Here is a 25,582-nt window from a genome sequence, read left to right on the forward strand (position 1 = left end):
GCGTGCAGCGGCGGGCCTTGACGCTGCCTCAGGCGGCGTTCGGCTGGCCCCAGGCGCTCTCGGCGGCCAGGTGGTCGATCAACTTCTGGCACAGCCCTTGGGCTTTTTCCGGGGCGCTCTGGCGCAGGGTTTCCAGGGCCTGGTGCAACTGTTGCACCGGGTTTTCGCCGATAAACAGGTTGCTCGGTTCCAGCCCGGCAATCGCCTCGTCGAAGCGTTGCTCGTGAATGTGCTTGAGCACCATGGCCTGGCTCAACTGGTGGGTGTAGGCCGCCTGCTGCTCCAGGCGAGCTTTCAGTTCGACAGCCTTTGCCTGGTCGTCGATGTAGACGTAGCTCAGCGCCAGCTGTTCCAGGAAGAAGTTTTTTTCCGCTGGATCCAGAGGCGCATTCTGACTGTCGTCGAGGGCTTGCACGGCCTGGTCCAGCAGTTCACCGGCTTGCCGGGTCTGCTCCAGGTCGTGCAGCAGCTTGGCCTGCAAGGCCAGTTTCATCGGTCGATCGGCGTATTCGAGCTGGGTGTTGAGGCGCGCCATTTCCTCCAGATTGTTGCGGATCAGCCAGCTGTCGCGGCGCAGGCGCGGCAGGTCGGCCTGCACCCGTAGTTGGGTTTCCAGGATCAGCAGGCGCAACCATGGCCATTGCTCATCGCCACGCAGGGTTTCCAGGGTCAGCAAGGCTTGTTCCAGCAGATGGGCGCACCATTGCGAGTGTTCCTCGACGTAGGTGCCCCACAGGCAGACCAGGCACCAGATACGCTGCGAGGGCGAAACGGCGCAGGCCTGCAGGGCCGCCTCGGCCTTGGCCATTTCGTTGCGCCCGACATGCCAGTTCAACAGGCTCAGCAGTAGATCGCTGGCGTAGCTTTCCGGCATCTGGGCGATCAGCCGTGGAGCCAGATCCGGGCGGTTGGCGTCCAGTATCAGTTTGAGCAGCGGCGGGTAGCCGAAGTAGTCCTCGGGCTCGGGGGCCTGCGCCAGCAGTTCGAACCCGGCCTCGAATTCCCCGGTTTCCATGAGCAAGGTTACGACGATGATCCGAGCCGATCCGGGTAATTGCGCGGCCATGGCCGGGAACTGCGCATCCTGCCCCTGGGCACGGTACTCGCGCAGGGTCTGCTCTATCTCGTGTGGGTCCAGTTCGTTGACCGGCTGTTTGAGCAGCAGTTGCCAGGCCAGGCCGATGCTGATGGCAGCCTCGTCGGCCAGGCCCAAGCTGCGTTGCAGGGCAGCCAACTGCCGGTGCTCGCCGGGGGAGTCCGGGCTCAGCTGGTTGACGCCGAAGGTCACCAGCAAGGCGCGGGCCTGCTCGTGTTCACCCTTGGCCAGCAGCAGCGGGATGCGCAGCAAGGGCGCTGACGGCAGGGGTTGATGCAGGCGCTCCAGCAAGCCCAGCACAGCCTGCGGGCCATCGTTGTCGAGCAGGGTTTCGAGCAACTGGTTCAGTGCCATGGGCTGGTAGGTTTCATCCAGCTCGGCCAGTACTTCCAGGGCCTGTTCCGGGTGCCCCTGTCGGTACAGCGCTGCGGGCATCTGGAACAGCCCCAGTTGCCGGGCTTTGCCCGTCAGGCGTTGGGCCAGTTGCAGGCCCACTTGCGGTTCGATGGCGCTCAGGTGCGCCGCGCGATTGATCTGCGCCGCCTCGTCCAGGGTGATGCCCAGGTCATTGCCGGCGCTGCGCTTGTTGGCATAGACCACCAGCAGCGTTATCACGCCGGTAATCAGCAGCAGGATGACAAGTACTTCCATGATGAATCTTCCTCGGGTGCGGCTGTTGGCCGGTGACGCGCCCCGCCAAGGGCGCGCAACCGGGGGGCGTCAGTTGGTCTGGGAACTGAGCCAGATCTGGCCGTTGGCAATGCGCGCCATCAGTTGCTGTTTCAGCTCGCCGGCACGTTCGGGGGCACGCTGCTGCAGGTCTTCCAGGGCCTGGTACAGCAGCGACAGGGGCTTCTTGTCGCTGAGCAGGATGCCCAGGTTCAGGCCCTCGATGGCCTGGGCGTAACGCTGATGCTGGATATGGTTGAGCAGCAGTTCCTCTTCCAGGATGCGACTGCCCGAATCCTCGGCGTTGAGCCGGTCCTGCAGGGCCTGGGCCTGTTGTACATCGTCGATGTTCAGGTAGGCGCTGGCGATGTCCTCCAGGTAGAAGCGGGCGTCCATCTCATCCACATCCGGCAGCGGCTCGCCATCCAGTAGCTGCACCGCCTGCTCCAGCAGGGACCTGGCCTGGGCGGTCTGGTCCAGGGCGTGCAGCAGCTTGGCCTGGTCGCACAGATGCAGCAATTGCTCGTCACCGGGCATCTGCTGGCGCAGACGGTGCATTTCCTCGATGCTGCTGCGCACCAGCCAGCTGTCCCGGCGATGAGCTGGCAGGTGGCTTTGCATCAGTAGCTGGGTTTGCAGGGCCTGCATGCGCAAGCTGTTGTAGAACTCATGTTCATTCTTGTAGCCGTCGATCAGGTGCAGGGCCTGGGCCAGCAGGGCTGTGGTCCATTGCGGCTGCGCCTGGTGCAACTCATCGCAGAGGTTGAGCATCAGCCCCGGACGCTGCGACTCGTGGCTGGCTCGCGCCTGCAGCAGGGCCTCGGCTTCGGCGGTCTGGCCCTGGGCCGCCAGATGGCTGAGCAGTTGCAGCAGTACGCTGTGCTGGTGCATCTCGGGGGTCAGGTCCAGCAGGCGCAGGGCGGTTTCGGTTGGCTGGCGTTTCAGGGCCGAGTCCATCAGGTCGCTGTAGGTCGAGGAGTAGAGGGTGCCGTTGTCGGCCAGCAAGCTGAAGGCCGGCTCCACCTGGCCGGCATCGAACAGCGCGATCAGCGCCTGCACCTGTTCCTCGGCCGGCAGTTCGGCCGAGTGGGCCAGAATCCGCTCGGCATGCCCTTGGGTGGCGAAGGCGTCGAAAAGGCTGCGCAGCACAGTGTGATAGCGCTCCTGCCCGGGTTGCTGGAAGCTCGCCCAGGCCTGTTCGAGGCTGATCAGCGCGGCGTCTTGCATGCCCGCCTGAAATTGCAGGCGCGACAGCATCAGCAGATTGCCGATGCTCTGGCGTTCATGGGCCGCAGGGTTTTTCGGGTCGCCGAGCTCGCCGATCAGGGCCAGGGCGCGCGCCTGTTCACCGCGGGCCTGGAGGATTGGCACCTGCAGCAGCGGCCAGCTGGGCAGGGATTCGCCCCAGTGCTCCAGGAGCTCCAGGCAGGCCTGGGTATCCTGGCTGTCGAGCAGCGTTTCAATCAGGGTATTGAGCACGTATTCCCGAGCGTGAGGCGGCAGTTGCTGGTAGATCGCCGTGGCCTGGGCCTTGTGCCCAGCCACATAGAGCTCGCTGGCCACCAGTTGCAGGGCCAACTGCTGCGCCTCGCCCTCTGGCAGTTGCAGCGCCAGTTCTAGGGCCAGTTGCGGCTCGGCCTTGCTCATCAGCAGGGTCTGATTGATCTGGGCGGTGAGGTTGCCGGTCTGTTCCAGGTATTGCTGTTGGTCGGCGGATTTCTGGCGCAAGTACAGGATCAGTGCGATGAACAGCAGCACGATGACGAGCAGGATGACAAAGAGGGTCATGGACGTCCTTTTCTATTGAACAGCGGCTCTGGCGCGGTGCGCGTCAGCCGGTTTGCGCGGGGTTATAAAGCCATGGTCACGGGCTGGCAACCGACTTTACCCAGCCAATGCGTTTCAGCGGATGTCATCCAGGACAGGGGTGGCCCGGTCAGCGGTCGGGCAGGGCGGCGGGTTTCGGGTTAGACTTGCCGCCTTTTCGCACATTCAAGAAGCCCGCACATGGCCCAGCCGTCCACCACCTACAAATTCGAACTGAACCTGACCGACCTCGATCGTGGGGTCTATGAAAGCGTCAAGCAGACCATCGCCCGTCACCCTTCGGAAACCGAAGAGCGCATGACCGTACGGCTGCTGGCCTACGCCTTCTGGTACAACGAGCACCTGTCGTTCGGTCGGGGTCTGTCGGACGTGGATGAACCCGCCCTGTGGGAAAAGAGCCTGGATGACCGCGTCCTGCACTGGATCGAAGTCGGCCAGCCGGACGCCGATCGCCTGACCTGGTGCTCGCGCCGCACCGAGCGCACCAGCCTTCTGGCCTACGGCAGCCTGCGGGTCTGGCAGACCCGGGTGCTGGACGCGGTGAAGAACCTGAAGAACCTCAACATCGCCGGCGTGCCCCAGGAAGTCCTCGAGACCCTGGCCAAGGACATGCCGCGTGTCATCAAGTGGGACGTGATGATCAGCGAAGGCACGATCTTCGTCACCGACGATCGCGGCCAGCACGAAGTGCAGCTGGAATGGCTGCTGGGCGAGCGCGGCTGATCGCCCGCTCTGCCCCTGAACGATCCACCGTCCCCCCAGAGAAGTTGCTGTTAGCCCATGCGTATCGAACCCCGTGAGTTGCCCGCCGTCCTGCCCTTTCTTGGCGATCTGCCGCCACTGCTGACCCGCCTCTACGCCGCCCGTGGCGTGCAGTCGGTGGAGGAGCTGGACAAGAGCCTGGCGCGGCTGATCCCGTATCAGCAGCTCAAGGGCATCGATGCCGCGGTGGACCTGCTGGTGACCGCCCTGGACCAGCGCCAGCGCATCCTCATCGTCGGCGACTTCGACGCCGACGGCGCCACCGCCAGCACCGTGGGCCTGTTGGGCCTGCGCCTGCTGGGCGCGGCCCATGTCGATTACCTGGTACCCAACCGCTTTGAATACGGCTACGGCCTGACCCCGGAAATCGTCGCCGTGGCCCTGCAGCGCGAACCGCAGCTGCTGATCACCGTGGACAACGGCATCTCCAGTGTCGAGGGCGTGGCGGCGGCCAAGGCAGCAGGCTTGCAAGTGCTGGTCACCGACCACCACTTGCCCGGCCATGAACTGCCCGCGGCGGACGCCATCGTCAACCCCAACCAGCCGGGCTGCGAGTTCCCCAGCAAGGCCCTGGCCGGGGTCGGGGTGATCTTCTACGTGCTGATGGCCCTGCGCGCCCGTTTGCGCAGCCTGGGGCGCTATGAAACCCGGCCGCAGCCGAACATCGGCGAGCTGCTGGACCTGGTGGCCCTGGGCAGCGTGGCGGACGTGGTGCCCCTGGACGCCAACAACCGCATCCTGGTGCACCAGGGCCTGGAGCGGATTCGCGCCGGTCGCGCGCGGCCGGGGCTCAAGGCGATTCTCGAAGTGGCCAAGCGTGATCATTCGCGCATCACCTCCACCGACCTGGGCTTTATCCTCGGCCCGCGGCTCAACGCCGCCGGGCGCCTGGACGACATGAGCCTGGGTATCGAGTGCCTGCTCAGCGACGACGTTTCCGCCGCTCGGGCCATGGCCGCCCAGCTGGACGAACTGAACCAGGACCGCAAATCCATCGAGCAGGGCATGCAGCGCGAAGCGTTGGCCCAGCTCAAGGAACTGCCGGTGGAGTCGATGCCGTTCGGCCTGTGCCTGTTCGACGCCGACTGGCACCAGGGGGTGATCGGAATTCTCGCCTCGCGCCTGAAAGAGCGTTACCACCGGCCGACCATCGCCTTTGCCGATGCCGGCGACGGCATGCTCAAGGGTTCGGCGCGTTCGGTGCCGGGCTTTCATATCCGCGACGCCCTGGACGCCGTGGCCGCGCGCCATCCGCAACTGATCAGCAAGTTCGGCGGCCACGCCATGGCCGCCGGCCTGTCGTTGCCGGAGCAGAACTTCCCGGCCTTCGCCGAAGCCTTCGACGTAGAAGTGCGGCGCCAGCTGCGCGAAGAAGACCTCACCGGGCGCCTGCTGTCGGACGGCACCCTGGCGGTGGAAGAGTTCCACCTGGAACTGGCCCGTGCCCTGCGCCATGCCGGGCCCTGGGGCCAGCATTTCCCCGAGCCGATGTTCCATGGCGTGTTCGAACTGGTGGAGCAGCGCATCGTTGGCGAACGCCACCTGAAAGTGGTGCTGCGCAGTGAATGCGGTTCGCTGAAGCTGGACGGCATCGCCTTCGGCATCGATCGTGAAGTCTGGCCCAACCCGACCATCCGCTGGGTGGAGCTGGCCTACAAACTCGACCTCAACGAGTTCCGCGGCCAGGAAACCGTGCAGTTGATGATTGCCCATATCGAACCGCGTTAAGGGGCGCTGCGAGCACTCAGCGCTATAGCAAAAAACACCTGTGGCGAGGGAGCAAGCTCCCTCGCCACAAGTACAGTGCTCGTCCTTAACTGATTGGCAGTAGGCGACGAGGGTGGTTTTGCCAGACTTTGGGAAAGCGGGGCGGTGGCGTGTCTCTTTCTTTTGTAAGGGGTTTCCGAGACACTCTCGGGCGCTTGCGGCTGGGTACTCGGCTCACTAGGCTCGGTTCATCACTGAATTTTCAGTGATCGGGTTTAGCAGCCTGTGACCAAGACACGTGAATGTTGCCGTAAGTCCAGTTGGCTTTCCTGCCTGCTGTGTTCTGTTATGGCGGCTGTGCGTGGGGCGCCCTTGGGTGCGCCGGGTTCCTTGGACCGGTCTGCTAACCCGCGTACAGCTGCCACCCTTACGTTTAGCAGCGTGGGGTGGTGGCTCCACTCCAAGGAGCTGCACCATGAAAAAGATCGTCCCCGATCCGCCTGTTTCCCCTCCTTCTTCCCGTCGTAATCCAGACCATGATCTGGCCAATCAAGCCGTGCGCCATGCCCTGGCCAACACTTGCGTAAACGGCTCGCTGATCGCCGCTCTACAACCCACCGCCACCGGCCCTGCAGGGCCCGATAACCCCTTCGCTGTGCGCGCAGGCATCAGTGCCGAAGAAGCGTTGATTCATGTTTCCATGCTGCTCAAGTCTGCCGAGGAGGTGTCCGATGAAATCACCGAGCACGCCAGCGGCATCGAACGTGGCCTGATCTGGTCGCTGGTGCATTCGGTGGAAATGGCCCGTGGCGTGGTGGATGCCTTGCTCGATGGCAATCGCCGCGCCGCGCTTGGCTGATATTGGCCTGGCCGCTGCCACTGGCAGCGGCCAGTGCAACAGGTTTTTTGCCCGGTGCCGTGTCAGGAACCCAGCCAACGGCAGTGTTGTCGACTAGTCTCTAAGCACTGTCTGATTGGTCTTGTGACTTTTTTGTCATTCATCTTCCCGCGGGGGCGGGCGCTTCACTTCGCAGTCACTCGTCGACCGTTCACACAGAACCCTGGAGCCTGACCATTGACCGAGAGGTGCCCCATGAGTCTGCTGCTTGAACCCTATACCCTGCGTCAACTGACCCTGCTCAACCGCATCGCGGTGTCGCCCATGTGCCAGTACTCGTCGGTGGACGGGTTGGCCAACGACTGGCACCTGGTGCACCTGGGCAGCCGCGCCGTCGGCGGCGCCGGGTTGATCTTCACCGAGGCCACGGCGGTCACCGCCGAAGGCCGGATCACCGCCCAGGACCTGGGGCTGTGGAACGACGCGCAGATCGAACCCTTGCAGCGCATCACCCGTTTCATCACCGCCCAGGGCGCGGTGGCGGGTATCCAGCTGGCCCATGCCGGGCGCAAGGCCAGTACTCATCGACCCTGGCTGGGCAAGTCCGGCAGCGTCAAGCCCGAGGACGGTGGCTGGGTGCCGGTGGGGCCATCGCGGATTGCCTTCGATCCGCAGCACACACCGCCGACCCAGCTCGATGAAGGGCAGATCGGCGAAGTCATCCAGGCCTTCGTCGAGGCCGCCAAGCGCGCGCTGGAGGCCGGTTTCAAAGTGGTGGAAGTGCATGCCGCCCATGGCTACCTGTTGCATCAGTTCCTCTCGCCCCTGAGCAACCAGCGCCAGGATCAATACGGCGGTTCGTTCGAAAACCGCATTCGCCTGGTGTTGCAGGTGACCGAAGCGGTACGCGCGGTGTGGCCCGAGGAGCTGCCGCTGTTCGTGCGGGTGTCGGCCACCGATTGGGTGGAAGACGGCTGGAACCCGGACGAGACCGTGGAGCTGGCGCGGCGCCTCAAGGACCTGGGGGTGGATTTGATCGATGTGTCGTCCGGAGGCACCGCGGCCAATGCCGAGATTCCCACCGGGCCGGGCTACCAGACGCGCTTTGCCGAGCGAGTGCGCAAGGAGTCGGGGATTGCCACCGGGACCGTGGGGATGATCACCGAACCGGCCCAGGCGGAGCATATTTTGCGTACCTGTCAGGCGGACATCATCTTCCTGGCCCGGGAGCTGCTGAGGGACCCTTACTGGCCGCTGCATGCCGATGACGACCTGGGCGGGCGCAAGGCGATCTGGCCGGCGCAGTACCAGCGGGCGACCCACAGGGACCAGCCGATTCATGAGTCGGATTTGCGCGATTAGGCTTTTGCCGATGTAAAAAAAACGGCCCGTGCGGGCCGTTTTTTGTGCCTGGCTTCAGGCTGCCTTCGCTGGCAAGCCAGCTCCTACGGGGGCGGTGCGGTCTGTAGGAGCCGGCTTGCCGGCGAAGAGGCCCGTAGGGCGGGCCGGGGCTGGCAGCGGGTCACGGGTATTTGCGTTTGTCCGGCGCCGGCGGGAAGTACTGGTACAGCCAGGTCTCGCTCAGGGTTCGGTCGTTGGTGCGGATGAACAGCCGCAGCTCCACCGGTTCGACGCTGTCGTTGGTGGGGAACCAGTCGAAGGTGATGCGGTAGCCCTTGATCTCGTCCAGCACCAGCACGTTGAAGTCCTTGACCTCGCCGTTAGACGCGGTGACCACCGGCTCGATGCCAGTGCCCGCTGGCAGGCGGTCGAGGCCGCCGCCGGTGAAGTCCACGGCAAAGCGCCGCGCCCAGACTTCCGGGTAATGCTCGCCCGGGGCCCAGCCTTCGACGAAACCGCCCATGCCGGAGCGGGTGGCGTGTACTCGCGCCAGGGGCGTGCCCACGGGCGGCAGGGCGCTCCAGTAGAGTTTGTAGCCGTAGTTCAGCGAGTCCCCGGCGGCCACCGGTTTTTTCGGGGTCCAGAAGGCCACGATGTTGTCCAGGGTTTCGCCGGTGGTGGGGATTTCCAGCAGGTCGATGCTGCCTTCGCCCCAGGCAGTGGTGGGCTCGACCCACAGGCTCGGGCGGCGGCTGTACCAGTCCACGGTGTCCTGGTAGCTGGCGAACTCGTGGTCGGTCTGCACCAGGCCGAAGCCTTTCGGGTCCTTGTCGGCGAAAGCGTTGAATTGCAGGTTCGCCGGGTTGTTCAGCGGGCGGCAGATCCACTCGCCATTGCCGCGCCACATGGCCAGGCGGTCGGAGTCGTGGATCTGCGGGTGGATGGTGTCGCACATGCGCCGCTCATGGGTGCCGCAGCTGAACATGCTGGTCATCGGTGCAATGCCCAGTTGCTCGATGGCGGTGCGGGCATTGATGTGGGCGTCGACGTCCATCACCACGCGTTCGGCCTGGCAGTCGATGTCGAAACGGTAGGCACCGGTGGCGCTCGGCGAGTCCAGCAGGGCGTAGACCACGAAGCGGGTGCTGTCCTTGTCCGGGGTCTCGAACCAGAACTGGGTGAAGTCGGGGAACTCCTCGCGGCGCTTGGCGTAGGTGTCGATGGCCAGGCCACGGGCCGAGAGGCCGTACTGGCCGGTGGCGTCCACTGCGCGGAAGTAGCTGGCACCAAGGAAGGACACCACGTCGTGCTTGTCCAGTTCCGGGGCCTTGAACAGCTTGAACCCGGCAAAGCCCAGGTCGCCCTTGAGCTGGGCGGTGTCGACGCTGGTGTTCTGGTAGTTGAACAGTGGCGGGCGGAAGTGCACCTCCCGCGCCTGGCGGGTCTTGGGGTCGACACTGTGCATGCGCACCGGCTGCTTGAAGCCCATGCCGACGTGGAAGAACTGCACGTCCAACTGCCCGTTCAACTCGTTCCACAGCGAGTGCTTGCTGTCGTACTGGATGGCGTTGAAGTTCTGCGGGGTCATCTTCGCCAGGGTGGGCGGCAACACCTGCTTGGTGTCCACGTACTGGCTGGCGGCAAGTTGCTTGGCCTGGGCCTTGAGCTGCTCGAAATCGAACGCCTGGGCCTGGCCATCAGCGGCGCCGGCCCAGGCGCGGGCGGCCAGCAGGCCGCTGGCCGAGAGGCCGGTATAGGCCGCCAGGGCCATGGAGGCTTTGAGGAGATTCCTGCGGTGCATGGTTGAACCTTGATCAGAGAAAGATCCCAAGCCGTTCCTGGCTGCGTGGGGGGATCGCGAGGGGTGGTTCGGTCATGCCATCGGCCAAACGCAACGGACTATAAACAGACGCCGGATAGAATAAACGGTTCGCCAGGGGCAGAAAAATGATTAGCTTGTGTCCATTGGTAACCGCCCGATCCCCTTCAGGAACTGCTCCCATGCTGCACCCGCGCTTGCTCGGCGAAGACGATATCCCCTTGCTCAAATGGATCGACCGCGCCGAGGTCATCGATGAGTTCTACCGCCTGTGCAATGGGCAATTGAGCTGCTACGCCCAGCATGAAGTGGTGCAGGGCTGGCCGGAGGGCGAGGCCGAGCATGATGCATTGATCTTGCAGCAGTGTTACCGGCGTGGCGGTTGGCTGTACGGGGTGTTCGACGGCCCGGCGCTGGTGGCCGCGGTGGTGGTGGATTGCCTGCCGATCGCCTGTGCCGGGCTGGATCTGCGGCAATTGAAGTTCCTCCATGTGAGCCAGGCCTATCGCGGCCTTGGCCTGGGCCGGCAGTTGTTTGCCCTGGCCCGGGAGCAGGCCCTGGTCCTGGGGGGGCAGGGCTTGTATGTGTCAGCCACGCCGTCGCGGCATACGGTGGATTTCTATATGCGCCTGGGCTGCGAACTGCTGGCCACGCCCGACCCGCAACTGCTGCGCATCGAGCCCGAGGACATCCACCTGTACCTGCGCCTGGCCTAGGCCGCCAGGCGCTTGCGCCAGCTTGGCCAGGCCGCGATGGTCACGGCCCGCAGCAGCCACTCGCAGGGGCCGTACTGGTGGCTGCGCAACCACAGGGTGCTGAGCTGCATCTGCAGCAGGTAGATGGCAACCACCAGCAGCACAATCCACAGCGGCGGCAAGTGGTTGACCAGCCCCAGCCCGTAGCCGGTGAACAGCAGCCCCAGAATCAGCGATTGCAGCAGGTAGTTGCTCAGGGACATGCGCCCCAGTGGCGCCAGCCGTCGGCACAGGCGTTGGCCCGGGGCCGAGCCGAAGGCCTTGAGCAGCAGCATGGCGTAGCTGGCCGAGAGCAGTGGTGCGGTCAGTTGGCTGACGCCGTAGCCGAGCACTTCCAGGCCGCCGCCGGGCGCATAGGCCGCCCAGTAGCCGTAGAGCAGGGCGCCACCCAGGCCCAGCGGCAGGCTGATCCTCAGCAGCCGTGCCAGGTGCGGTTCGAAGGCGTAGGGCGCCACCAGCAGCTTGTTGCGCCCCGCCACATAGCCCAGCAGGAACATTGCCAGGGTGCAGGGGCCCTGCAGCAGCCACAGCGCCGAGGCGGTTTCCAGCAGATGCGAGGCGTTGTAGGCCAGGGTTTGCAGGGCGCTGCCGCTCAGGGCCAGGTCCTTGAGTACCGGCCCGTCATCGGCGGCGCCGGTGTAGAGGCCGGCCTCCAGCAGGGTGATGCCGAACAGCAGGAACAGCGCCGCCGTGCCGCTGATCAACAGTGCGGCCAGGGCCGCCGCCCAGCGGACCGACAAGCCGCGCAGAATCAGCAGGACCAGCCCCAGCACGGCGTACAGCGAGAGAATTTCGCCATAGAACAGCAGGGCGCCGTGGATCAGGCCGATCACCAGCAAGGCCAGTTGCCGGCGCAATATGCGCGGTACGAAGCGCTCCCCCGAGCGTTCGGCGGAGGTCATCTGCAAGGTGAAGCTATAGCCGAACAGGAACGAGAACAGCAGGTAGAACTTGGTCTCGAAGAACACCGACACCAGCCAGCGAACCAGGTGGTCAAGGCTACTGGCGTAGCCCGGGTTGCTCACCGACGAGGCGTAGTACGGATCGGCGAAGGACCAGATATTCACCGCCAGGATGCCCAGCAGGGCGAAACCGCGCAGGGCGTCCACCTGCTCCAGGCGCGCTGCTTGCGTCGCTCCGGAGGCCGTCATCTGCGGGGTACCGGCAACAGCGGTGATGAAAGCGGGGTACAGCGCATGGAACGGACCTCCGGGGTTGATCGAGCCAGAGTCTCAATTAACCCGATCAGGCCGGGGCGCAGCTATGGGGATTTTGTTAAAAAGCGTCAAGATGCGGGCTCAGCTTCCCGCCTGGGCGGGCGCTGAAGGTTCCAGGCACTGGGCGCCGCCGGCCGGCATCTCATTCTTTTTGCTCCACCAGGTCAGCGGCCAGAGGCTATGCAGGTCACCGCGCTTGAGTGCTTCCTGGTGACAGGCCAGGGCCCTGGGTCTGTCGGTGACGCCCCACTGGCCATCGGCATAGCCACTGCCCAGGTAGTAGAAGGCGCTGCCTGAATCCAGTTCCCTGGCGGTGCGCAGCACCAGCTCTTCGGACTTGCGCGGCTGCTGGCATTGGGTGATCGAGCCATCGCCGACTGGGTCGCAGTAGTACATGGACAGCATCAGCGCCGCCTCGGCATCGGTCTTGGCGTAGGGCAGCAGCAGTTCTTCCGGCTCCCCCGGCTTGAGCGCCGGGGCCATGCCCGAGTAGCCGAGGCTGACCGCCTGCACCGCGGCCTTGGGTGAGCCGTGGCGGGCGGCATCGAGCAGGATGCGTTGCCCGAGCTCGAAGAAGTACGCGGTCAGCGGGTACTGCTCGCGTCCGCCGTAGCCCAGGAACAGGTCAGCCTTGCGCATCTGTCGCTGCAGGGCGCTTTCGCCTGCGGGGGCGTTGTGTGTGAGCAATTCGTCCATGGACCATTGCTCGACGCGCACCAGTTGCCAGCAGGCACCCTGTTCAAAGACGAAGGCTTGCACCACATCGCCCAGGGGATCGTTGACCACCAGGGTATTGCCCTCCCAGAAGCTCTGCAGGCCAGCTTCGGCCTGGGCCTTGGGGGCGAGCAGGGTCAACAGGTGGTGGGTGTCGCCCGTGAGCTTGTAGCGCGCGGTGACTTCCCGGCCGCGCTCGTCAGTGATCGGCCGTTGCTCGACCAGTGGCACGGCAGTGAATGCCTGCTGCAGTTCCGGGCTGCTGGCAAAGGCCTGGGCAAAGACCTTCAGGTCGCTGGACGGGCAGGCAGGTGCGGCGGCGGCCTGGGCGGCGGCACCGAGCATCAGGCTCAGGGCGATCAGGTGCAAACAGCGACGGGGGGTGGGCATCGGCAGGGTCATCCGGGGGCGATACAGAACAGGCATGTGGGCAAGCAGGCTCATTGGCTTTGCGGGTCGCAATACAGCACCGAGCTGCCGGGAGTATGGCGGTCTTCGGTGAGCAGCGGGCGTTCCCGGCCATCACCGAAGAAGGCGGTTCCCAGACGCTGGCGCACGCTGTCGACACTGTCCTTGAGATACAGGGCGTGGACCGAGAACGGCCCGCGATAGGGAATCATCACCGCGCTGACTGCCAGGCCGTGGTACTGGTCGTCGACGCAATAGCGGGCGGCTTCGTCCAGCTCGCAGGGCTGCAGTTGGCGTTCGCTGAAGTACGCGCCCCGGGGCTGGTGGTCGCTGGCGTCCAGATAGACGTTTTCCATGGAGCAGTCGGCAAGCCCGGCGAACTGCTGCTCCAGGCTCATGGCCAGGCAGGGGCGGCCAATGATCAGCAGCACAAGCGCCAGCCAGAAGCGCGCAATTGGGGTGTTTCTACTGGGCATGCAACTGCTCCCCGGGCAGGCACAGCCGGCACAGACCCTGCGCCAGCCAGATCGCCAGCAATGGCGGCACGGTCATCAGGAAGCAATAGACGTAGCCGCGTATCGGATGGTCGGGAAACATTGCCCAGGCGGTGAACAGCGCCAGGGTGCCGATCAGGACCAGCTTGACCTTGAGCTGGGGCACCAAGACCTGCAGGAAGCTGACGACGATCAGCAGTTGCAGCAGCAGTTCCACCATCATCCCCAGACCGAAGCCCTTGGCGAGAGCGCCGAAGTGGCTGCGGTACACCGGTATGCCCCAGACATGGGCGTAATAGAACAGCAGCGGTGGCAGGCAATGGGGCGCCAGGCCGGTGAGGATTCGCGTCACCTGATAACGGCTGGCAGCGTCCAGGCTCATGGGCGGCACTCGCAGGCGGTGGCGGGGTTGTCACGGGGCATGGGCGCATCCTTGCTGCCGGAAGGTATGGGGTGAGCCCGGGCAGTGGCGCCGGTGCTTTTCAGGAGGCGGATAGTGCCGTAACTCGGGGCGCCAATCCAGTGGGGCGACGCCGGTGTTCCAGGCCGGGCAAAGCAACATTCAGAAGCACTATCGCGGCATCGACCCGGGCACTTCTCTCTAGGCTTACAGCCTTATGTGTCGACATGACACCTATTTTCCGGAGGCAGCAGATGAACACCCGTGGATTGCTCGATCAATTACTCAGGTCCGGCCAGGAAATGCTGCAGAACAAGGCAGGCGCAGCGCCGGCGGAGCACGGCAAGGGCTCGCAGGGCGGCCTCGGCGGCTTGCTCGGTGGCCAGTCCGGCGGCCTCGGTGGGCTGCTTTCCGGCGCCGGTGGCGGTGCCTTGGCAGCCGGGGCCATGGGCCTGCTGCTGGGCAACAAGAAGGCCCGCAAGTACGGCGGCAAGGCCCTGACCTACGGCGGTCTCGCGGCCCTCGGCGTGCTGGCCTACAAAGCCTACGGCAACTGGCAGGCGCAGCAGGGCGCCGCCCCGCGCAGCGAACCCCAGACCCTGGACCGCCTGCCGGCGCAGCAGGTGGAATTGCACAGCCAGGCGATCCTCAAGGCGCTGGTGGCGGCGGCCAAGGCCGACGGCCATGTGGACGAGCGCGAGCGGGCGCTGATCGAGGGCGAGTTCCGCAAGCTGGACAACGACCCGCAATTGCAGCAGTGGCTGCACAGTGAACTGAACAAGCCCCTGGACCCGGCGGATGTCGCCCGGGCCGCGAGCACGCCGGAAATGGCCGCGGAAATGTACCTGGCCAGCGTGATGCTGGTGGATGAAGAGCACTTCATGGAAAAAGCTTACCTGGACGAGCTGGCGCGCCAGTTGCAACTGGCGCCGGGGCTCAAGGCCGAACTGGAGAACCAGGTGCGCCAGAACAACCTCTGAAGCGGTGTTGGGAGTGCCGTTCGCCAGGGATGGCGGTTCTGCCGGGTGGATTTGCCGAATTGCCTTGGCCGGGGTGATAAAACTGCCGCTGAGCCGCCATCCAGAGCGGGTGCACAAATTTATCGAAAGTGCCAACCGTGGTGCTAAACCACCCATAAAACCTGCATCGTCCTCGGCTATACTCCCCACATTTTTGAATGGCCTCGAGGACTGACTGTGAAGAACTGGACGTTGCGCCAACGCATTTTGGCGAGCTTTGCGGTGATTATCGCCATCATGCTGTTGATGGTCGTCGTCTCGTACTCGCGGCTGTTGAAGATCGAATCCGGTGAAGAGCGCATGCGCAATGACGCGGTGCCCGGGGTCTATTTCAGTTCGATGATCCGCAGCGCCTGGGTCGACACCTACCTGCAGACCCAGGAAATCATCGGCCTCAAGCAGAATCAGGACATCAGCGCCGAGGACAAGGCGGACTTCAAGGCCTTCGAAGAACGCCTGCAGACCCAGATGACCAATTACAAGCAGACCATCAACAGCCGCGAGGACCAGAGCGAGTTCGATGCCTTCGAGAAGGATCTTCAAGAGTTCAACCGCATCCAGGCCGCCGTGCTCGATCTGCACCAGCGTCGCCAGGAGGCCGAGGCAATCCGCCTGTTCAATGAGCAACTGACCCCGGCCTGGACCGCCGGGCGGATGAAACTCAACGACATCATCAGCGAAAACAAGGCCGTGGCCGACTCCGCCACCGCCGCCATCGACGATGCAGTGGCCGCGGCCAAGGTCAGCATGGGCGTGTCGTTGCTGCTGGCGGTGCTGGCTGCCGGGCTCTGCGGCCTGCTGCTGATGCGCGCAATCATGGCGCCGATGAACCGCATCGTGAGCATTCTGGAAATCATGCGCACCGGTGACCTGAGCGGCCGCCTGAACCTGGACCGCAAGGACGAGTTCGGCGCCGTGGAAACCGGCTTCAACGACATGATGACCGAGCTCACCGCCCTGGTGTCCCAGGCCCAGCGCTCCTCGGTGCAGGTCACCACCTCGGTGACCGAGATCGCCGCCACCTCCAAGCAGCAACAGGCCACCGCCACCGAGACGGCCGCCACCACCACGGAAATCGGCGCCACCTCGCGGGAGATCGCCGCGACCTCCCGGGACCTGGTGCGCACCATGACTGAAGTGTCCAGCGCCGCCGACCAGGCCTCGGTGCTTGCCGGCTCCGGCCAGCAGGGCCTGGCGCGCATGGAAGACACCATGCACTCGGTGATGGGCGCGGCAGACCTGGTGAACGCCAAGCTGGCGATCCTCAACGAGAAGGCCGGCAACATCAACCAGGTGGTGGTGACCATCGTCAAGGTCGCCGACCAGACCAACCTGCTGTCGCTCAACGCCGCCATCGAGGCCGAGAAGGCCGGCGAGTACGGCCGTGGTTTTGCCGTGGTCGCCACTGAAGTGCGGCGCCTGGCGGATCAGACCGCAGTGGCCACCTATGACATCGAGCAGATGGTCCGTGAGATCCAGTCGGCGGTGTCGGCGGGGGTCATGGGCATGGACAAGTTTTCCGAGGAGGTGCGCCGCGGCATGGCCGAGGTGCAGCAGGTGGGTGAACAGCTGTCGCAGATCATCCATCAGGTCCAGGCCTTGGCTCCGCGGGTGTTGATGGTCAATGAGGGCATGCAGGCCCAGGCCACGGGTGCCGAGCAGATCAACCATGCCCTGGTGCAACTGGGGGATGCCAGCAGCCAGACCGTCGAGTCCCTGCGCCAGGCCAGCTTTGCCATTGACGAGCTGAGCCAGGTGGCGGTGGGGCTGCGCAGCGGCGTTTCGCGTTTCAAAGTCTGATGGATGAGCTCGCGCACAAGCGCAACGGCGCAACTGGTGCCAGGAATGCTCTGTTCCTGGTGTTCCGCATCGGCCAGGAGCGCTATGCGCTGCAGGCCGTGGATGTGGTGGAGGTGTTGCCGCGCCTGCAGCTCAAGCCCATTGCACAGGCGCCGTCCTGGGTGGCCGGGGTGTTTGCCTATCGCGGCGTGGTGGTGCCAGTCATCGACCTGTGCGAGCTGACCTTCGGCCGCCCGGCGCAGTTGCGCACCAGTACCCGGCTGGTGCTGGTGCACTACCGTGGCGATGTCGGGCAGCCGGCGCGGATTCTCGGGCTGTTGCTGGAGCAGGCCAACGACACCCTGCGCTGCGACCCGGCGCAGTTCCAGCCCTATGGCCTGGACAACCGCCAGGCGCCATACCTGGGGCCGGTGCGCGAAGACGCCCAGGGCCTGCTGCAATGGGTGCGGGTCGACGACCTGCTGCCCCTCAAGGTGCGTGAGCTGCTGTTTCCCGCCGTGCCCCTGGATCCGGCATCGCTTGAGGAGCCTCGATGAGCGAGGAGCAACGATTTTTCGATTTCCTCAAGGAACGTATCGGTCTGGATGTCGCCTCCGTGGGGCCGGCGATCATCGAGCGCGCGGTACGCCAGCGCTGCAATGCCCTGTATGCCCGCAGCAGCGATGAGTACTGGCAGAAACTGCAAGGCTCGCGGGATGAGCAGCAGGCCCTGATCGAAGCGGTGATCGTTCCGGAAACCTGGTTTTTCCGCTATCCGGAATCCTTCGCGACCCTGGTCAAGCTGGCCAAGGCGCGGCTGGCGCAGATCAAGGGCATGCGGGCCCTGCGCCTGTTGAGCCTGCCGTGCTCCACCGGCGAGGAGCCCTATTCCATCGCCATGGCCCTGCTCGATGGCGGCCTGGCGCCGCATCAGTTCAAGGTCGACGGCCTGGACGTCAGCCCGTTGTCGGTGGAGCGGGCCAAGGCTGCGCTGTACGGCAAGAATTCCTTTCGTGGCCAGCCCATCGAGTTTCGCGAGCGGCATTTCAACGCTGAAGAGGGCGAGCGTTATCGCCTGAGCGAGCGGGTTCGTGAGCAGGTGCGGTTGCAGGTGGGCAATGTCCTGGATCCGGGCTTGCTGGCCAGTGAACCGGCCTTCGATTTCGTGTTCTGCCGCAACCTGCTGATCTATTTTGACCAGCCGACCCAGCGCCAGGTGTTCGAGGTGCTCAAGCGCCTGACCCATGAAGAGGGCGTGCTGTTCATCGGCCCCGCCGAAGGCAGCCTCCTGGGCCGCCTGGGCATGCGCTCCATCGGCATCCCGCAGTCCTTCGCCTTCAGCCGCCACCATGAGCCCGAGCCGGCCCCGGTGGTGCTGCCGCAACCCTTGCCGCTGCCGGTTCCCGTGCGCAGCGTGGTGCCCCCGGCGCCGCGCCCACGGCCATTCGCCGGGCGCCCGGTTGCGGCGCCGTTGAGCAACGGCGTGCTGATGGAAAGTGATGCCGCCAGCCTGCTGGCCACCATTGCCGCCCTGGCCAACGAGGGCAAGAGCGCCGAGGCCCGTGCCGCCTGCGAGCGTTATTTGCAGCAGCACGAGCCGGTGGCCCAGGTGTTCTACTGGCTGGGCCTGCTCAGTGATGTGGCCGGCAACGCCATGGAAGCCCAGGGTTACTACCGCAAGGCCCTGTACCTGGCGCCCCAGCACCCCGAAGCCCTGGCGCACCTGGGCGCGCTGCTGGCTTCCCAGGGTGATGTGGCCGGGGCCCAACGATTGCAGGAGCGCGCGGCCCGCAGCGTTCGCTCTGCCGACAGTGAGTTGAAACGATGAGCCATCCCTATTCATTGGACGTCACCCGTGAAGATGCGCAGGCCATCGATGATTGCTGGAACCGCATCGGTATCCATGGCGACAAGTCCTGCCCGTTGCTGGCCGAGCACATTCATTGCCGCAACTGCTCGGTGTATTCGGCCGCCGCCACCCGCCTGCTGGACCGCTATTCGTTGCGCCAGGAGGACCGCGAGCATTCGGTGGTGCTGGAGGCCGACAGCGATGTGGTCACTCGCTCGCTGCTGATGTTCCGCCTCGGCGAAGAGTGGCTGGGCCTGCCGACCCGCTGCCTGCTGGAAGTGGCACCGCAGCAGGCGATTCATTCCTTGCCGCACCAGCGCTCGCGCGCCCTGCTGGGGGTGGCCAATGTCCGCGGGGCGCTGGTGGCCTGCCTGTCGCTGACCGAGCTTCTGGGGCTGGATCCTTCCCCGGCCGCGCCGGCAGGAGGACGGGTGATGCCGCGCATGCTGATCATCGGCGCCGCCGGAGGCCCGGTGGTGGTGCCGGTGGACGAAGTGCACGGCATCCACGCCATCGACGAGCGCATCCTCAACGGCGCCTCGGCCTCCGGCGAGCAGGCCAATGCCAAGTACACCCGTGGCGTGTTGCAATGGCAGGGGCGCAGCCTGCGCCTGCTGGACGAAGAGCAATTGCTCGCGGCCGTGACCCGGAGCCTGACATGACCCCCGATCAGATGCGCGACGCCTCGCTGCTGGAGCTGTTCAGCCTGGAAGCCGAAGCCCAGACCCAGGTGCTCAGCACCGGGCTGCTGGCCCTGGAGCGCAACCCGACCCAGGCCGACCAGTTGGAAGCCTGCATGCGCGCAGCCCATTCCCTCAAGGGCGCGGCGCGGATTGTCGGGGTCGATGCCGGGGTCAGCGTTGCCCACGTGATGGAAGACTGCCTGGTGAGCGCCCAGGAAGGGCGGCTGTACCTGCAGCCCGAGCATATCGACGCCCTGCTGCAGGGCACCGACCTGCTGATGCGCATCGCCACCCCGGGCGGTGCGGAGCTGGTCGCCGCGGACATCCCGTTGTACGTGGCCCTGATGGAGCGCCTGTTGACCCCAGGGGCCGCGATGCCGGCGGCGCAAACGCCGGAACCGCCAGTACCGGAGCTGCCAATCGCACAACCGCAAGCCCCGGTGCAAGCCCATGGAGCGTTCCTGGGCGAGCCCGAGGCCGAGCCCGTGCTGCTGGCTGCCAGCGAACCCGCCCATGAGCCCGCTCGCCCGGGCAAGCGCATGACCGAAGGCGGCGAGCGGGTGCTGCGGGTCACGGCCGAGCGTCTCAACAGCCTGCTGGACCTGTCGAGCAAATCCCTGGTGGAAACCCAGCGGCTCAAGCCCTACCTGGCCACCTTGCAGCGCCTGCGGCGGATCCAGAGCAACAGCCTGACCGCCCTGGAAAACCTCAACCTGCACCTCAAGGAACATGCCTTGAGCCTGGAGGCTCAGGAGGCCCTGGCGGATGCGCGGCGCCTGCTGGCCGAATCCCAGCAGTTGCTGGCGGAAAAAACCGCCGAGCTCGACGAATTCGGCTGGCAGGCCAGCCAGCGCGCCCAGGTGCTCTACGACACCGCGCTGGCCTGCCGCATGCGGCCCTTTGCCGACGTACTCACCGGCCAGGTGCGCATGGTTCGCGACCTGGGTCGCAGCCTGGGCAAGCAGGTACGCCTGGAGATCGAGGGGGAGAAGACCCAGGTCGACCGCGATGTGCTGGAAAAACTCGAAGCGCCGCTGACCCACTTGCTGCGCAACGCCGTCGATCACGGCATCGAACTGCCGGAGCAGCGCCAGCTGGCGGGCAAGCCGGCGGAAGGGGTGATTCGCCTGCGGGCATCCCACCAGGCCGGTCTGCTGGTGCTGGAACTCAGTGACGACGGCAATGGGGTCGATCTGGAGCGTTTGCGCCAGAGCATTGTCGAGCGCCAGTTGTCGCCGGCGCAGACCGCGGCCCAGCTCAGTGAGGAAGAGTTGCTGACCTTCCTGTTCCTGCCGGGCTTCAGCCTGCGGGACAAGGTCACCGAGGTCTCCGGTCGCGGCGTCGGCCTGGATGCGGTGCAGCACATGGTGCGTCAGCTGCGCGGGGCGGTGGTGCTGGAACAGGACACTGGCCAGGGCAGCCGTTTCCACCTGGAGGTGCCGCTGACCCTGTCGGTGGTACGCAGCCTGGTGGTGGAGGTCGGCGACGAGGCCTACGCCTTCCCGCTGGCCCATATCGAACGCATGTGCGACCTGGAGCCCGAGGTCATCGTCCAGGTGGAAGGGCGCCAGCATTTCTGGCACGAAGGCCGGCATGTCGGCCTGGTCGCCGCCAGCCAGTTGCTGCAGCGGCCGGCAACCCAGGAAAGCGCGCCAACTCTGAAGGTGGTGGTGATCCGCGAGCGCGATGCGGTGTACGGGATCGCCGTGGAGCGTTTCATCGGCGAGCGCACCCTGGTAGTGCTGCCGCTGGACGACCGCCTGGGCAAGATTCAGGACATCTCCGCCGGAGCCCTGCTCGATGACGGCCGGGTGGCGCTGATCGTGGATGTCGAGGACATGCTGCGCTCGGTGGACAAACTGCTCAATACCGGGCGTCTGGAGCGCATTGCGCGCAACCATCAGCAGCACGCACAGGCCGCGCGCAAGCGTATTCTGGTGGTGGACGATTCGCTGACGGTGCGTGAATTGCAACGCAAGCTGCTGATCAACCGCGGTTACGACGTGGCGGTGGCAGTGGATGGCATGGATGGCTGGAATGCCTTGCGTTCGGAAAGCTTCGACCTGTTGATCACCGACATCGACATGCCGCGAATGGATGGAATTGAATTGGTCACACTCTTGCGTCGTGACAATCGCCTGCAGTCCCTGCCGGTGATGGTGGTGTCCTACAAGGACCGTGAGGAAGACCGGCGCCGTGGACTGGATGCCGGTGCCGACTATTATCTAGCCAAAGCCAGTTTCCATGACGACGCCCTGCTGGATGCAGTGGTGGAACTGATTGGAGGAGCGCGGGCATGAAGATAGCGATAGTCAATGACATGCCCATGGCCGTGGAGGCCCTGCGCCGTGCCCTGGCCTTCGACCCCAGCCACGAGGTGGTGTGGGTCGCCACCAATGGTGCGGAAGCGGTGAAGTACTGTGCCGAACTGACCCCGGACCTGATTCTCATGGACCTGATCATGCCGGTGATGGATGGCGTCGAGGCCACGCGGCGGATCATGGCCGAGTCGCCGTGCGCCATCGTGATCGTCACCGTCGATCGCCAGCAGAATGTGCACCGGGTGTTCGAAGCCATGGGCCACGGCGCGCTGGATGTGGTGGACACTCCGGCCCTGGGCGCGGGCAATGCCCAGGAAGCGGCGGCGCCACTGTTGCGCAAGATCCTCAATATCGGTTGGCTGATCGGCCAGCGCGGCAGCCGGGTGCGTTCCGCGCCCCAGCCACTGCGCAGCGGTGCGCCACGCCAGAGCCTGGTGGCCATTGGCTCCTCCGCGGGTGGGCCGGCGGCTCTGGAAGTGTTGCTCAAGGGCTTGCCAAAGGACTTTGCCGCCGCCATCGTGCTGGTCCAGCACGTTGATCAGGTGTTTGCCGCAGGCATGGCCGAATGGCTCAGCAGTGCCTCCGGCCTGGAGGTGCGCCTGGCCCGGGAAGGCGAGCCGCCGCAAAGCGGCAAGGTCCTGCTGGCGGGCACCAACCATCATATCCGTCTGTTGAAGAACGGCACCCTGGCCTATACCGCCGAGCCGGTGAACGAGATCTACCGGCCCTCCATCGATGTGTTTTTCGAGAGCGTTGCCAGTTTCTGGAATGGCGATGCGGTGGGGGTGCTGCTGACCGGCATGGGCCGTGACGGCGCCCAGGGCTTGAAGCTGATGCGTGATCAGGGTTATCTGACCATCGCCCAGGACCAGAACAGCAGTGCGGTGTATGGCATGCCCAAGGCGGCCGCTGCCATCGGCGCCGCCTCAGAGATTCGCCCGCTGGACAAGATCGCTCCACGTTTGCTGGAGATATTTGCCAAATGACTGATAAACGCAGCTGTCCTGGCCAGGTAGCAATTCAGGTGACAACCCATGAATGACTTACAGCTCGACGAATTCAAGACCGACGAAAATGCCGCCATGGTGTTGCTGGTGGACGACCAGGCCATGATCGGCGAAGCGGTGCGGCGTGGGTTGGCGAACGAGGAAAACATCGATTTCCACTTCTGCGCCGATCCGCACCAGGCCATTGCCCAGGCGATCCGCATCAAGCCCACGGTGATTCTCCAGGACCTGGTGATGCCGGGCCTGGACGGCCTGACCCTGGTGCGCGAGTACCGCAACCACCCGGCGACCCAGAACATCCCGATCATCGTTCTCTCCACCAAGGAAGACCCGCTGATCAAGAGCGCGGCCTTTGCCGCCGGGGCCAACGACTACCTGGTCAAGCTGCCGGACAACATCGAGCTGGTGGCGCGCATTCGCTATCACTCCCGTTCCTACATGACCCTGTTGCAGCGTGACGCGGCCTACCGCGCCCTGCGGGTCAGCCAGCAGCAACTGCTGGACACCAACCTGGTGCTGCAACGGCTGATGAACTCCGACGGCCTGACCGGGCTGTCCAACCGCCGGCATTTCGATGAGTACCTGGAGCTGGAGTGGCGGCGGGCGATGCGTGAACAGAGCCAGCTGTCGCTGTTGATGATCGACGTCGACTACTTCAAGACCTACAACGACACCTTCGGCCACCTGGAGGGCGACGAAGCCCTGCGCAAGGTGGCCACGGCGATTCGCGAGGCCAGCAGCCGGCCTTCCGACCTGCCGGCCCGCTACGGCGGCGAAGAGTTCGTGCTGGTGCTGCCCAATACCTCGCCGGGCGGGGCGCGACTGGTGGCCGAGAAGCTGCGCCAGACCGTGGAAGCCTTGAAAATCCCCCATATCGCGCCGGTGGAGGGCGCGAGCCTGACCATCAGCATCGGTCTTTCCACCGTAACGCCGCAGCCCAACAGCCATTGCCGGCAGTTGATTTCGGCGGCGGACAAGGGGCTGTACCTGGCCAAGAACAACGGCCGCAACCAGGTCGGGATCGAGTAACCGCCTCAGCTTCCAGGCTGCTCGTCGGTCGCCGGGTCCCGAGGGACGGTGACCAGGGTGTCGCCGAACAGGTAGTAGCTGTGGCTCGCGGTTTGCGAGCAGGTGAGAAGGGCGGCTTCGACCCTGTATCGGGTGTGCAGGTCGAGCCTTTTCTCGTTGAAGAGGTTGTTCAGCCGGCAGCAGGCGGCGATGGGGTAGTCACCGAAGCTGTAGCTGAAGTGGCCATTTCTGTGGCTGGAGACCCAGGTGGCACTAAATTGGCCTTGCAGCCACTGGGTCCGGGCTGCCACCTCGCTTTGCTGGCCTTTCAGACGATGCAAGACCCACCACCACAGGAAGATCGCCCACGGCACCAGCAGGGCGCAGGCCAGCTGTGGGGAGATCAACAGCCAGACCCCTTGCAGCAGGATCAGCACGAACAGGCTCAGGAACAGGCATATGAATGCCTGTGCTCCCCTGAGATTGCGACGCTCGCGGGCCTTGATGTAGCGGATTTGCGAGTCGCTGAGGGTTCTCTCCATGGCGGGCTGTTTCCTGGTTCTGCTGGCAATCGAGTGCGAGAAGTGGCATTCACGCTCGGATTGTATAGGTCCTGGCGCTTAAATTAGCGGGTCTAATTGCGCTTAAAGCCGCTAAGCGGGCTGCCGTGAATCAGTGATTCCGTTATAATCTCCGGCTTTCAAAAGTTCGCCAACGAGTGCCGCCCCCCATGGAAATCAACCCGATCCTGAACACCATCAAGGACCTGTCCGAGCGCTCCGAAACTATTCGGGGGTATCTTTGACTACGATCAAAAGCATGAGCGTCTGACCGAGGTCAATCGCGAGCTTGAAGATCCGAGTGTCTGGAACAAACCCGAATACGCCCAGGAACTGGGCCGCGAGCGCGCAGCGCTGGCACAGATCGTCGAGACCCTGGACGAACTGAACGGCGGCCTGGCCGATTGCCGCGATCTGCTGGACATGGCGGTCGAGGAAGAGGACGAAGGCGCGGTAGGCGATGTCGTCGCCGAGCTGGCCCGTCTCGAGGAAAACCTCGCCAAGCTCGAATTCCGCCGCATGTTCAGCCACGAAATGGACCCGAACAACGCCTACCTGGACATCCAGGCCGGCTCCGGCGGCACCGAGGCCCAGGACTGGGCCAACATCCTGCTGCGCATGTACCTGCGCTGGGCCGACAAACGCGGTTTCGACGCGACCATCATGGAACTGTCGGCCGGTGAAGTCGCCGGTATCAAAGGTGCGACCGTGCACATCAAGGGCGAATACGCCTTTGGCTGGCTGCGCACCGAGATCGGCGTGCACCGTCTGGTGCGCAAGAGCCCGTTCGACTCCGGCAACCGTCGCCACACCTCGTTTTCCGCCGTTTTCGTCTCGCCCGAGATCGACGACAAGGTGGAAATCGAAATCAACCCGGCAGACCTGCGGATCGACACCTATCGTTCCTCCGGTGCCGGCGGTCAGCACGTAAACACCACCGACTCGGCCGTACGTATCACCCACGTACCGACCAACACCGTGGTCAGCTGCCAGAACGAACGTTCCCAGCACGCCAACAAGGACACCGCCATGAAAATGCTGCGGGCCAAGTTGTACGAGCAGGAAATGCAGAAGCGCAACGCCGCGTCGCAAGCGCTGGAAGACACCAAGTCGGACATCGGCTGGGGTCACCAGATCCGCTCCTACGTGCTCGATGCGTCGCGGATCAAGGATCTGCGCACCAACATCGAACGCAGCGACTGCGACAAGGTACTCGACGGCGACATCGACGAATACTTGGAAGCCAGCCTGAAATCGGGCTTGTAATACTGCAATACGGGATCGGCTGACACGGTGCGATCCCGTAGGA

22 protein-coding genes are annotated in these 25,582 nt (G+C 64.7%); 14 read left to right on the forward strand and 8 right to left on the reverse strand.

The window, feature by feature from the left end:
• Positions 1-28 precede the first annotated feature (28 nt).
• Positions 29-1,747 (reverse strand): tetratricopeptide repeat protein, encoded by a 1,719-nt coding sequence (locus AC1RGE_RS12965; RefSeq protein ID WP_093404502.1) that lies wholly within the window; start codon positions 1,745-1,747, stop codon positions 29-31.
• A gap of 69 nt (positions 1,748-1,816) precedes the next feature.
• Complete coding sequence (locus tag AC1RGE_RS12970; RefSeq protein WP_492584413.1) at positions 1,817-3,553, reverse strand: hypothetical protein; 1,737 nt, start codon at positions 3,551-3,553, stop codon at positions 1,817-1,819.
• A 219-nt stretch (positions 3,554-3,772) separates the two neighbouring features.
• Between AC1RGE_RS12970 and AC1RGE_RS12975 the strand changes: the two genes are divergently transcribed.
• From AC1RGE_RS12975 to AC1RGE_RS12990, 4 genes are all read left to right on the forward strand, one after another.
• On the forward strand, positions 3,773-4,315 hold the full coding sequence (locus AC1RGE_RS12975; protein WP_011059467.1) for a YaeQ family protein: 543 nt from the start codon (positions 3,773-3,775) through the stop codon (positions 4,313-4,315).
• Between the two features lie 57 nt (positions 4,316-4,372).
• On the forward strand, positions 4,373-6,082 hold the full coding sequence (gene recJ / locus AC1RGE_RS12980; protein WP_019093923.1) for a single-stranded-DNA-specific exonuclease RecJ: 1,710 nt from the start codon (positions 4,373-4,375) through the stop codon (positions 6,080-6,082).
• A 454-nt stretch (positions 6,083-6,536) separates the two neighbouring features.
• Positions 6,537-6,920 (forward strand): DUF6124 family protein, encoded by a 384-nt coding sequence (locus AC1RGE_RS12985; RefSeq protein WP_492584415.1) that lies wholly within the window; start codon positions 6,537-6,539, stop codon positions 6,918-6,920.
• Between the two features lie 234 nt (positions 6,921-7,154).
• Positions 7,155-8,261 carry an NADH:flavin oxidoreductase/NADH oxidase gene (locus AC1RGE_RS12990; protein ID WP_492584417.1) on the forward strand — a complete coding sequence of 369 codons (1,107 nt, stop codon included), beginning with the start codon at positions 7,155-7,157 and terminating at the stop codon, positions 8,259-8,261.
• 160 nt (positions 8,262-8,421) lie between these two features.
• Here AC1RGE_RS12990 and AC1RGE_RS12995 read toward each other — a convergent pair whose 3' ends face one another.
• Positions 8,422-10,041, reverse strand: coding sequence for a glucan biosynthesis protein D (locus AC1RGE_RS12995; protein ID WP_011059470.1), 1,620 nt, complete (start codon positions 10,039-10,041; stop codon positions 8,422-8,424).
• Positions 10,042-10,241: 200 nt separating this feature from the next.
• On the opposite strand from AC1RGE_RS12995, the gene AC1RGE_RS13000 reads away from it, so the two are divergent.
• Positions 10,242-10,775 carry a GNAT family N-acetyltransferase gene (locus AC1RGE_RS13000; protein WP_011059471.1) on the forward strand — a complete coding sequence of 178 codons (534 nt, stop codon included), beginning with the start codon at positions 10,242-10,244 and terminating at the stop codon, positions 10,773-10,775.
• On the opposite strand, the gene AC1RGE_RS13005 is transcribed toward AC1RGE_RS13000, so the two are convergent.
• The 4 genes from AC1RGE_RS13005 to AC1RGE_RS13020 all read right to left on the reverse strand — a co-directional run bounded on the left by AC1RGE_RS13005 (position 10,772) and on the right by AC1RGE_RS13020 (position 14,029).
• On the reverse strand, positions 10,772-11,965 hold the full coding sequence (locus AC1RGE_RS13005) for a DUF418 domain-containing protein (RefSeq protein ID WP_011059472.1): 1,194 nt from the start codon (positions 11,963-11,965) through the stop codon (positions 10,772-10,774). The genes AC1RGE_RS13000 and AC1RGE_RS13005 overlap by 4 nt on opposite strands.
• A 147-nt stretch (positions 11,966-12,112) precedes the next feature.
• Complete coding sequence (locus AC1RGE_RS13010; protein ID WP_492584419.1) at positions 12,113-13,135, reverse strand: hypothetical protein; 1,023 nt, start codon at positions 13,133-13,135, stop codon at positions 12,113-12,115.
• 50 nt (positions 13,136-13,185) lie between these two features.
• Positions 13,186-13,629 carry a hypothetical protein gene (locus tag AC1RGE_RS13015; RefSeq protein WP_015634300.1) on the reverse strand — a complete coding sequence of 148 codons (444 nt, stop codon included), beginning with the start codon at positions 13,627-13,629 and terminating at the stop codon, positions 13,186-13,188.
• Positions 13,619-14,029, reverse strand: a complete 411-nt coding sequence (locus tag AC1RGE_RS13020; protein WP_019093917.1) for a hypothetical protein — start codon at positions 14,027-14,029, stop codon at positions 13,619-13,621. Before AC1RGE_RS13020 ends, AC1RGE_RS13015 begins: the two co-directional genes overlap by 11 nt.
• A gap of 272 nt (positions 14,030-14,301) precedes the next feature.
• On the opposite strand from AC1RGE_RS13020, the gene AC1RGE_RS13025 reads away from it, so the two are divergent.
• The 8 genes from AC1RGE_RS13025 (at position 14,302) to AC1RGE_RS13060 (ending at position 23,734) form a co-directional block, all read left to right on the forward strand.
• Positions 14,302-15,027 (forward strand): tellurite resistance TerB family protein, encoded by a 726-nt coding sequence (locus AC1RGE_RS13025; protein ID WP_011059476.1) that lies wholly within the window; start codon positions 14,302-14,304, stop codon positions 15,025-15,027.
• A gap of 216 nt (positions 15,028-15,243) precedes the next feature.
• Entirely contained in the window at positions 15,244-16,866 is a 1,623-nt protein-coding gene (locus AC1RGE_RS13030) for a methyl-accepting chemotaxis protein (protein ID WP_011059477.1), read from the forward strand.
• Positions 16,866-17,402, forward strand: coding sequence for a chemotaxis protein CheW (locus AC1RGE_RS13035; RefSeq protein ID WP_161466247.1), 537 nt, complete (start codon positions 16,866-16,868; stop codon positions 17,400-17,402). The genes AC1RGE_RS13030 and AC1RGE_RS13035 overlap by 1 nt, the downstream gene beginning before the upstream one ends.
• Positions 17,399-18,673 (forward strand): CheR family methyltransferase, encoded by a 1,275-nt coding sequence (locus AC1RGE_RS13040; protein ID WP_492584421.1) that lies wholly within the window; start codon positions 17,399-17,401, stop codon positions 18,671-18,673. The genes AC1RGE_RS13035 and AC1RGE_RS13040 overlap by 4 nt, the downstream gene beginning before the upstream one ends.
• Entirely contained in the window at positions 18,670-19,356 is a 687-nt protein-coding gene (locus AC1RGE_RS13045) for a chemotaxis protein CheW (RefSeq protein WP_015634305.1), read from the forward strand. The genes AC1RGE_RS13040 and AC1RGE_RS13045 overlap by 4 nt, the downstream gene beginning before the upstream one ends.
• Positions 19,353-21,677, forward strand: a complete 2,325-nt coding sequence (locus tag AC1RGE_RS13050; RefSeq protein WP_492584423.1) for a hybrid sensor histidine kinase/response regulator — start codon at positions 19,353-19,355, stop codon at positions 21,675-21,677. The genes AC1RGE_RS13045 and AC1RGE_RS13050 overlap by 4 nt, the downstream gene beginning before the upstream one ends.
• Positions 21,674-22,684 carry a chemotaxis response regulator protein-glutamate methylesterase gene (locus AC1RGE_RS13055; RefSeq protein ID WP_011059482.1) on the forward strand — a complete coding sequence of 337 codons (1,011 nt, stop codon included), beginning with the start codon at positions 21,674-21,676 and terminating at the stop codon, positions 22,682-22,684. Before AC1RGE_RS13050 ends, AC1RGE_RS13055 begins: the two co-directional genes overlap by 4 nt.
• Before the next feature lie 48 nt (positions 22,685-22,732).
• Positions 22,733-23,734 (forward strand): response regulator, encoded by a 1,002-nt coding sequence (locus tag AC1RGE_RS13060; protein ID WP_011059483.1) that lies wholly within the window; start codon positions 22,733-22,735, stop codon positions 23,732-23,734.
• Between the two features lie 5 nt (positions 23,735-23,739).
• On the opposite strand, the gene AC1RGE_RS13065 is transcribed toward AC1RGE_RS13060, so the two are convergent.
• On the reverse strand, positions 23,740-24,255 hold the full coding sequence (locus AC1RGE_RS13065) for a hypothetical protein (RefSeq protein WP_015634307.1): 516 nt from the start codon (positions 24,253-24,255) through the stop codon (positions 23,740-23,742).
• Between the two features lie 188 nt (positions 24,256-24,443).
• On the opposite strand from AC1RGE_RS13065, the gene prfB reads away from it, so the two are divergent.
• A protein-coding gene (gene prfB, locus AC1RGE_RS13070; protein ID WP_100255254.1) for a peptide chain release factor 2 occupies positions 24,444-25,539 on the forward strand; the annotation gives its coding sequence in 2 pieces (ribosomal slippage) (positions 24,444-24,515 and positions 24,517-25,539; 1,095 coding nt in all).
• Positions 25,540-25,582 lie beyond the last annotated feature (43 nt).

This window comes from Pseudomonas sp. GW823-FHT02C05, from assembly GCF_058797595.1.

What these genes read in the sequence shown, in the direction of transcription:
- AC1RGE_RS13000 (WP_011059471.1), top strand. Translation starts at nt 10,242, where the DNA reads ATGCTGCACCCGCGCTTGCTCGGCGAAGACGATATCCCCTTGCTCAAA.
- AC1RGE_RS13055 (WP_011059482.1), top strand. Translation starts at nt 21,674, where the DNA reads ATGAAGATAGCGATAGTCAATGACATGCCCATGGCCGTGGAGGCCCTG.
- AC1RGE_RS13020 (WP_019093917.1), bottom strand. Translation starts at nt 14,029, where the DNA reads ATGAGCCTGGACGCTGCCAGCCGTTATCAGGTGACGCGAATCCTCACC.
- AC1RGE_RS13025 (WP_011059476.1), top strand. Translation starts at nt 14,302, where the DNA reads ATGAACACCCGTGGATTGCTCGATCAATTACTCAGGTCCGGCCAGGAA.
- AC1RGE_RS13005 (WP_011059472.1), bottom strand. Translation starts at nt 11,965, where the DNA reads ATGACGGCCTCCGGAGCGACGCAAGCAGCGCGCCTGGAGCAGGTGGAC.
- AC1RGE_RS12975 (WP_011059467.1), top strand. Translation starts at nt 3,773, where the DNA reads ATGGCCCAGCCGTCCACCACCTACAAATTCGAACTGAACCTGACCGAC.
- AC1RGE_RS12970 (WP_492584413.1), bottom strand. Translation starts at nt 3,553, where the DNA reads ATGACCCTCTTTGTCATCCTGCTCGTCATCGTGCTGCTGTTCATCGCA.
- AC1RGE_RS13065 (WP_015634307.1), bottom strand. Translation starts at nt 24,255, where the DNA reads ATGGAGAGAACCCTCAGCGACTCGCAAATCCGCTACATCAAGGCCCGC.
- AC1RGE_RS13060 (WP_011059483.1), top strand. Translation starts at nt 22,733, where the DNA reads ATGAATGACTTACAGCTCGACGAATTCAAGACCGACGAAAATGCCGCC.
- AC1RGE_RS12985 (WP_492584415.1), top strand. Translation starts at nt 6,537, where the DNA reads ATGAAAAAGATCGTCCCCGATCCGCCTGTTTCCCCTCCTTCTTCCCGT.
- AC1RGE_RS13050 (WP_492584423.1), top strand. Translation starts at nt 19,353, where the DNA reads ATGACCCCCGATCAGATGCGCGACGCCTCGCTGCTGGAGCTGTTCAGC.
- AC1RGE_RS13040 (WP_492584421.1), top strand. Translation starts at nt 17,399, where the DNA reads ATGAGCGAGGAGCAACGATTTTTCGATTTCCTCAAGGAACGTATCGGT.
- AC1RGE_RS13035 (WP_161466247.1), top strand. Translation starts at nt 16,866, where the DNA reads ATGGATGAGCTCGCGCACAAGCGCAACGGCGCAACTGGTGCCAGGAAT.
- recJ (WP_019093923.1), top strand. Translation starts at nt 4,373, where the DNA reads ATGCGTATCGAACCCCGTGAGTTGCCCGCCGTCCTGCCCTTTCTTGGC.
- AC1RGE_RS13045 (WP_015634305.1), top strand. Translation starts at nt 18,670, where the DNA reads ATGAGCCATCCCTATTCATTGGACGTCACCCGTGAAGATGCGCAGGCC.
- AC1RGE_RS12965 (WP_093404502.1), bottom strand. Translation starts at nt 1,747, where the DNA reads ATGGAAGTACTTGTCATCCTGCTGCTGATTACCGGCGTGATAACGCTG.
- AC1RGE_RS13015 (WP_015634300.1), bottom strand. Translation starts at nt 13,629, where the DNA reads ATGCCCAGTAGAAACACCCCAATTGCGCGCTTCTGGCTGGCGCTTGTG.
- AC1RGE_RS13010 (WP_492584419.1), bottom strand. Translation starts at nt 13,135, where the DNA reads ATGCCCACCCCCCGTCGCTGTTTGCACCTGATCGCCCTGAGCCTGATG.
- AC1RGE_RS12990 (WP_492584417.1), top strand. Translation starts at nt 7,155, where the DNA reads ATGAGTCTGCTGCTTGAACCCTATACCCTGCGTCAACTGACCCTGCTC.
- AC1RGE_RS12995 (WP_011059470.1), bottom strand. Translation starts at nt 10,041, where the DNA reads ATGCACCGCAGGAATCTCCTCAAAGCCTCCATGGCCCTGGCGGCCTAT.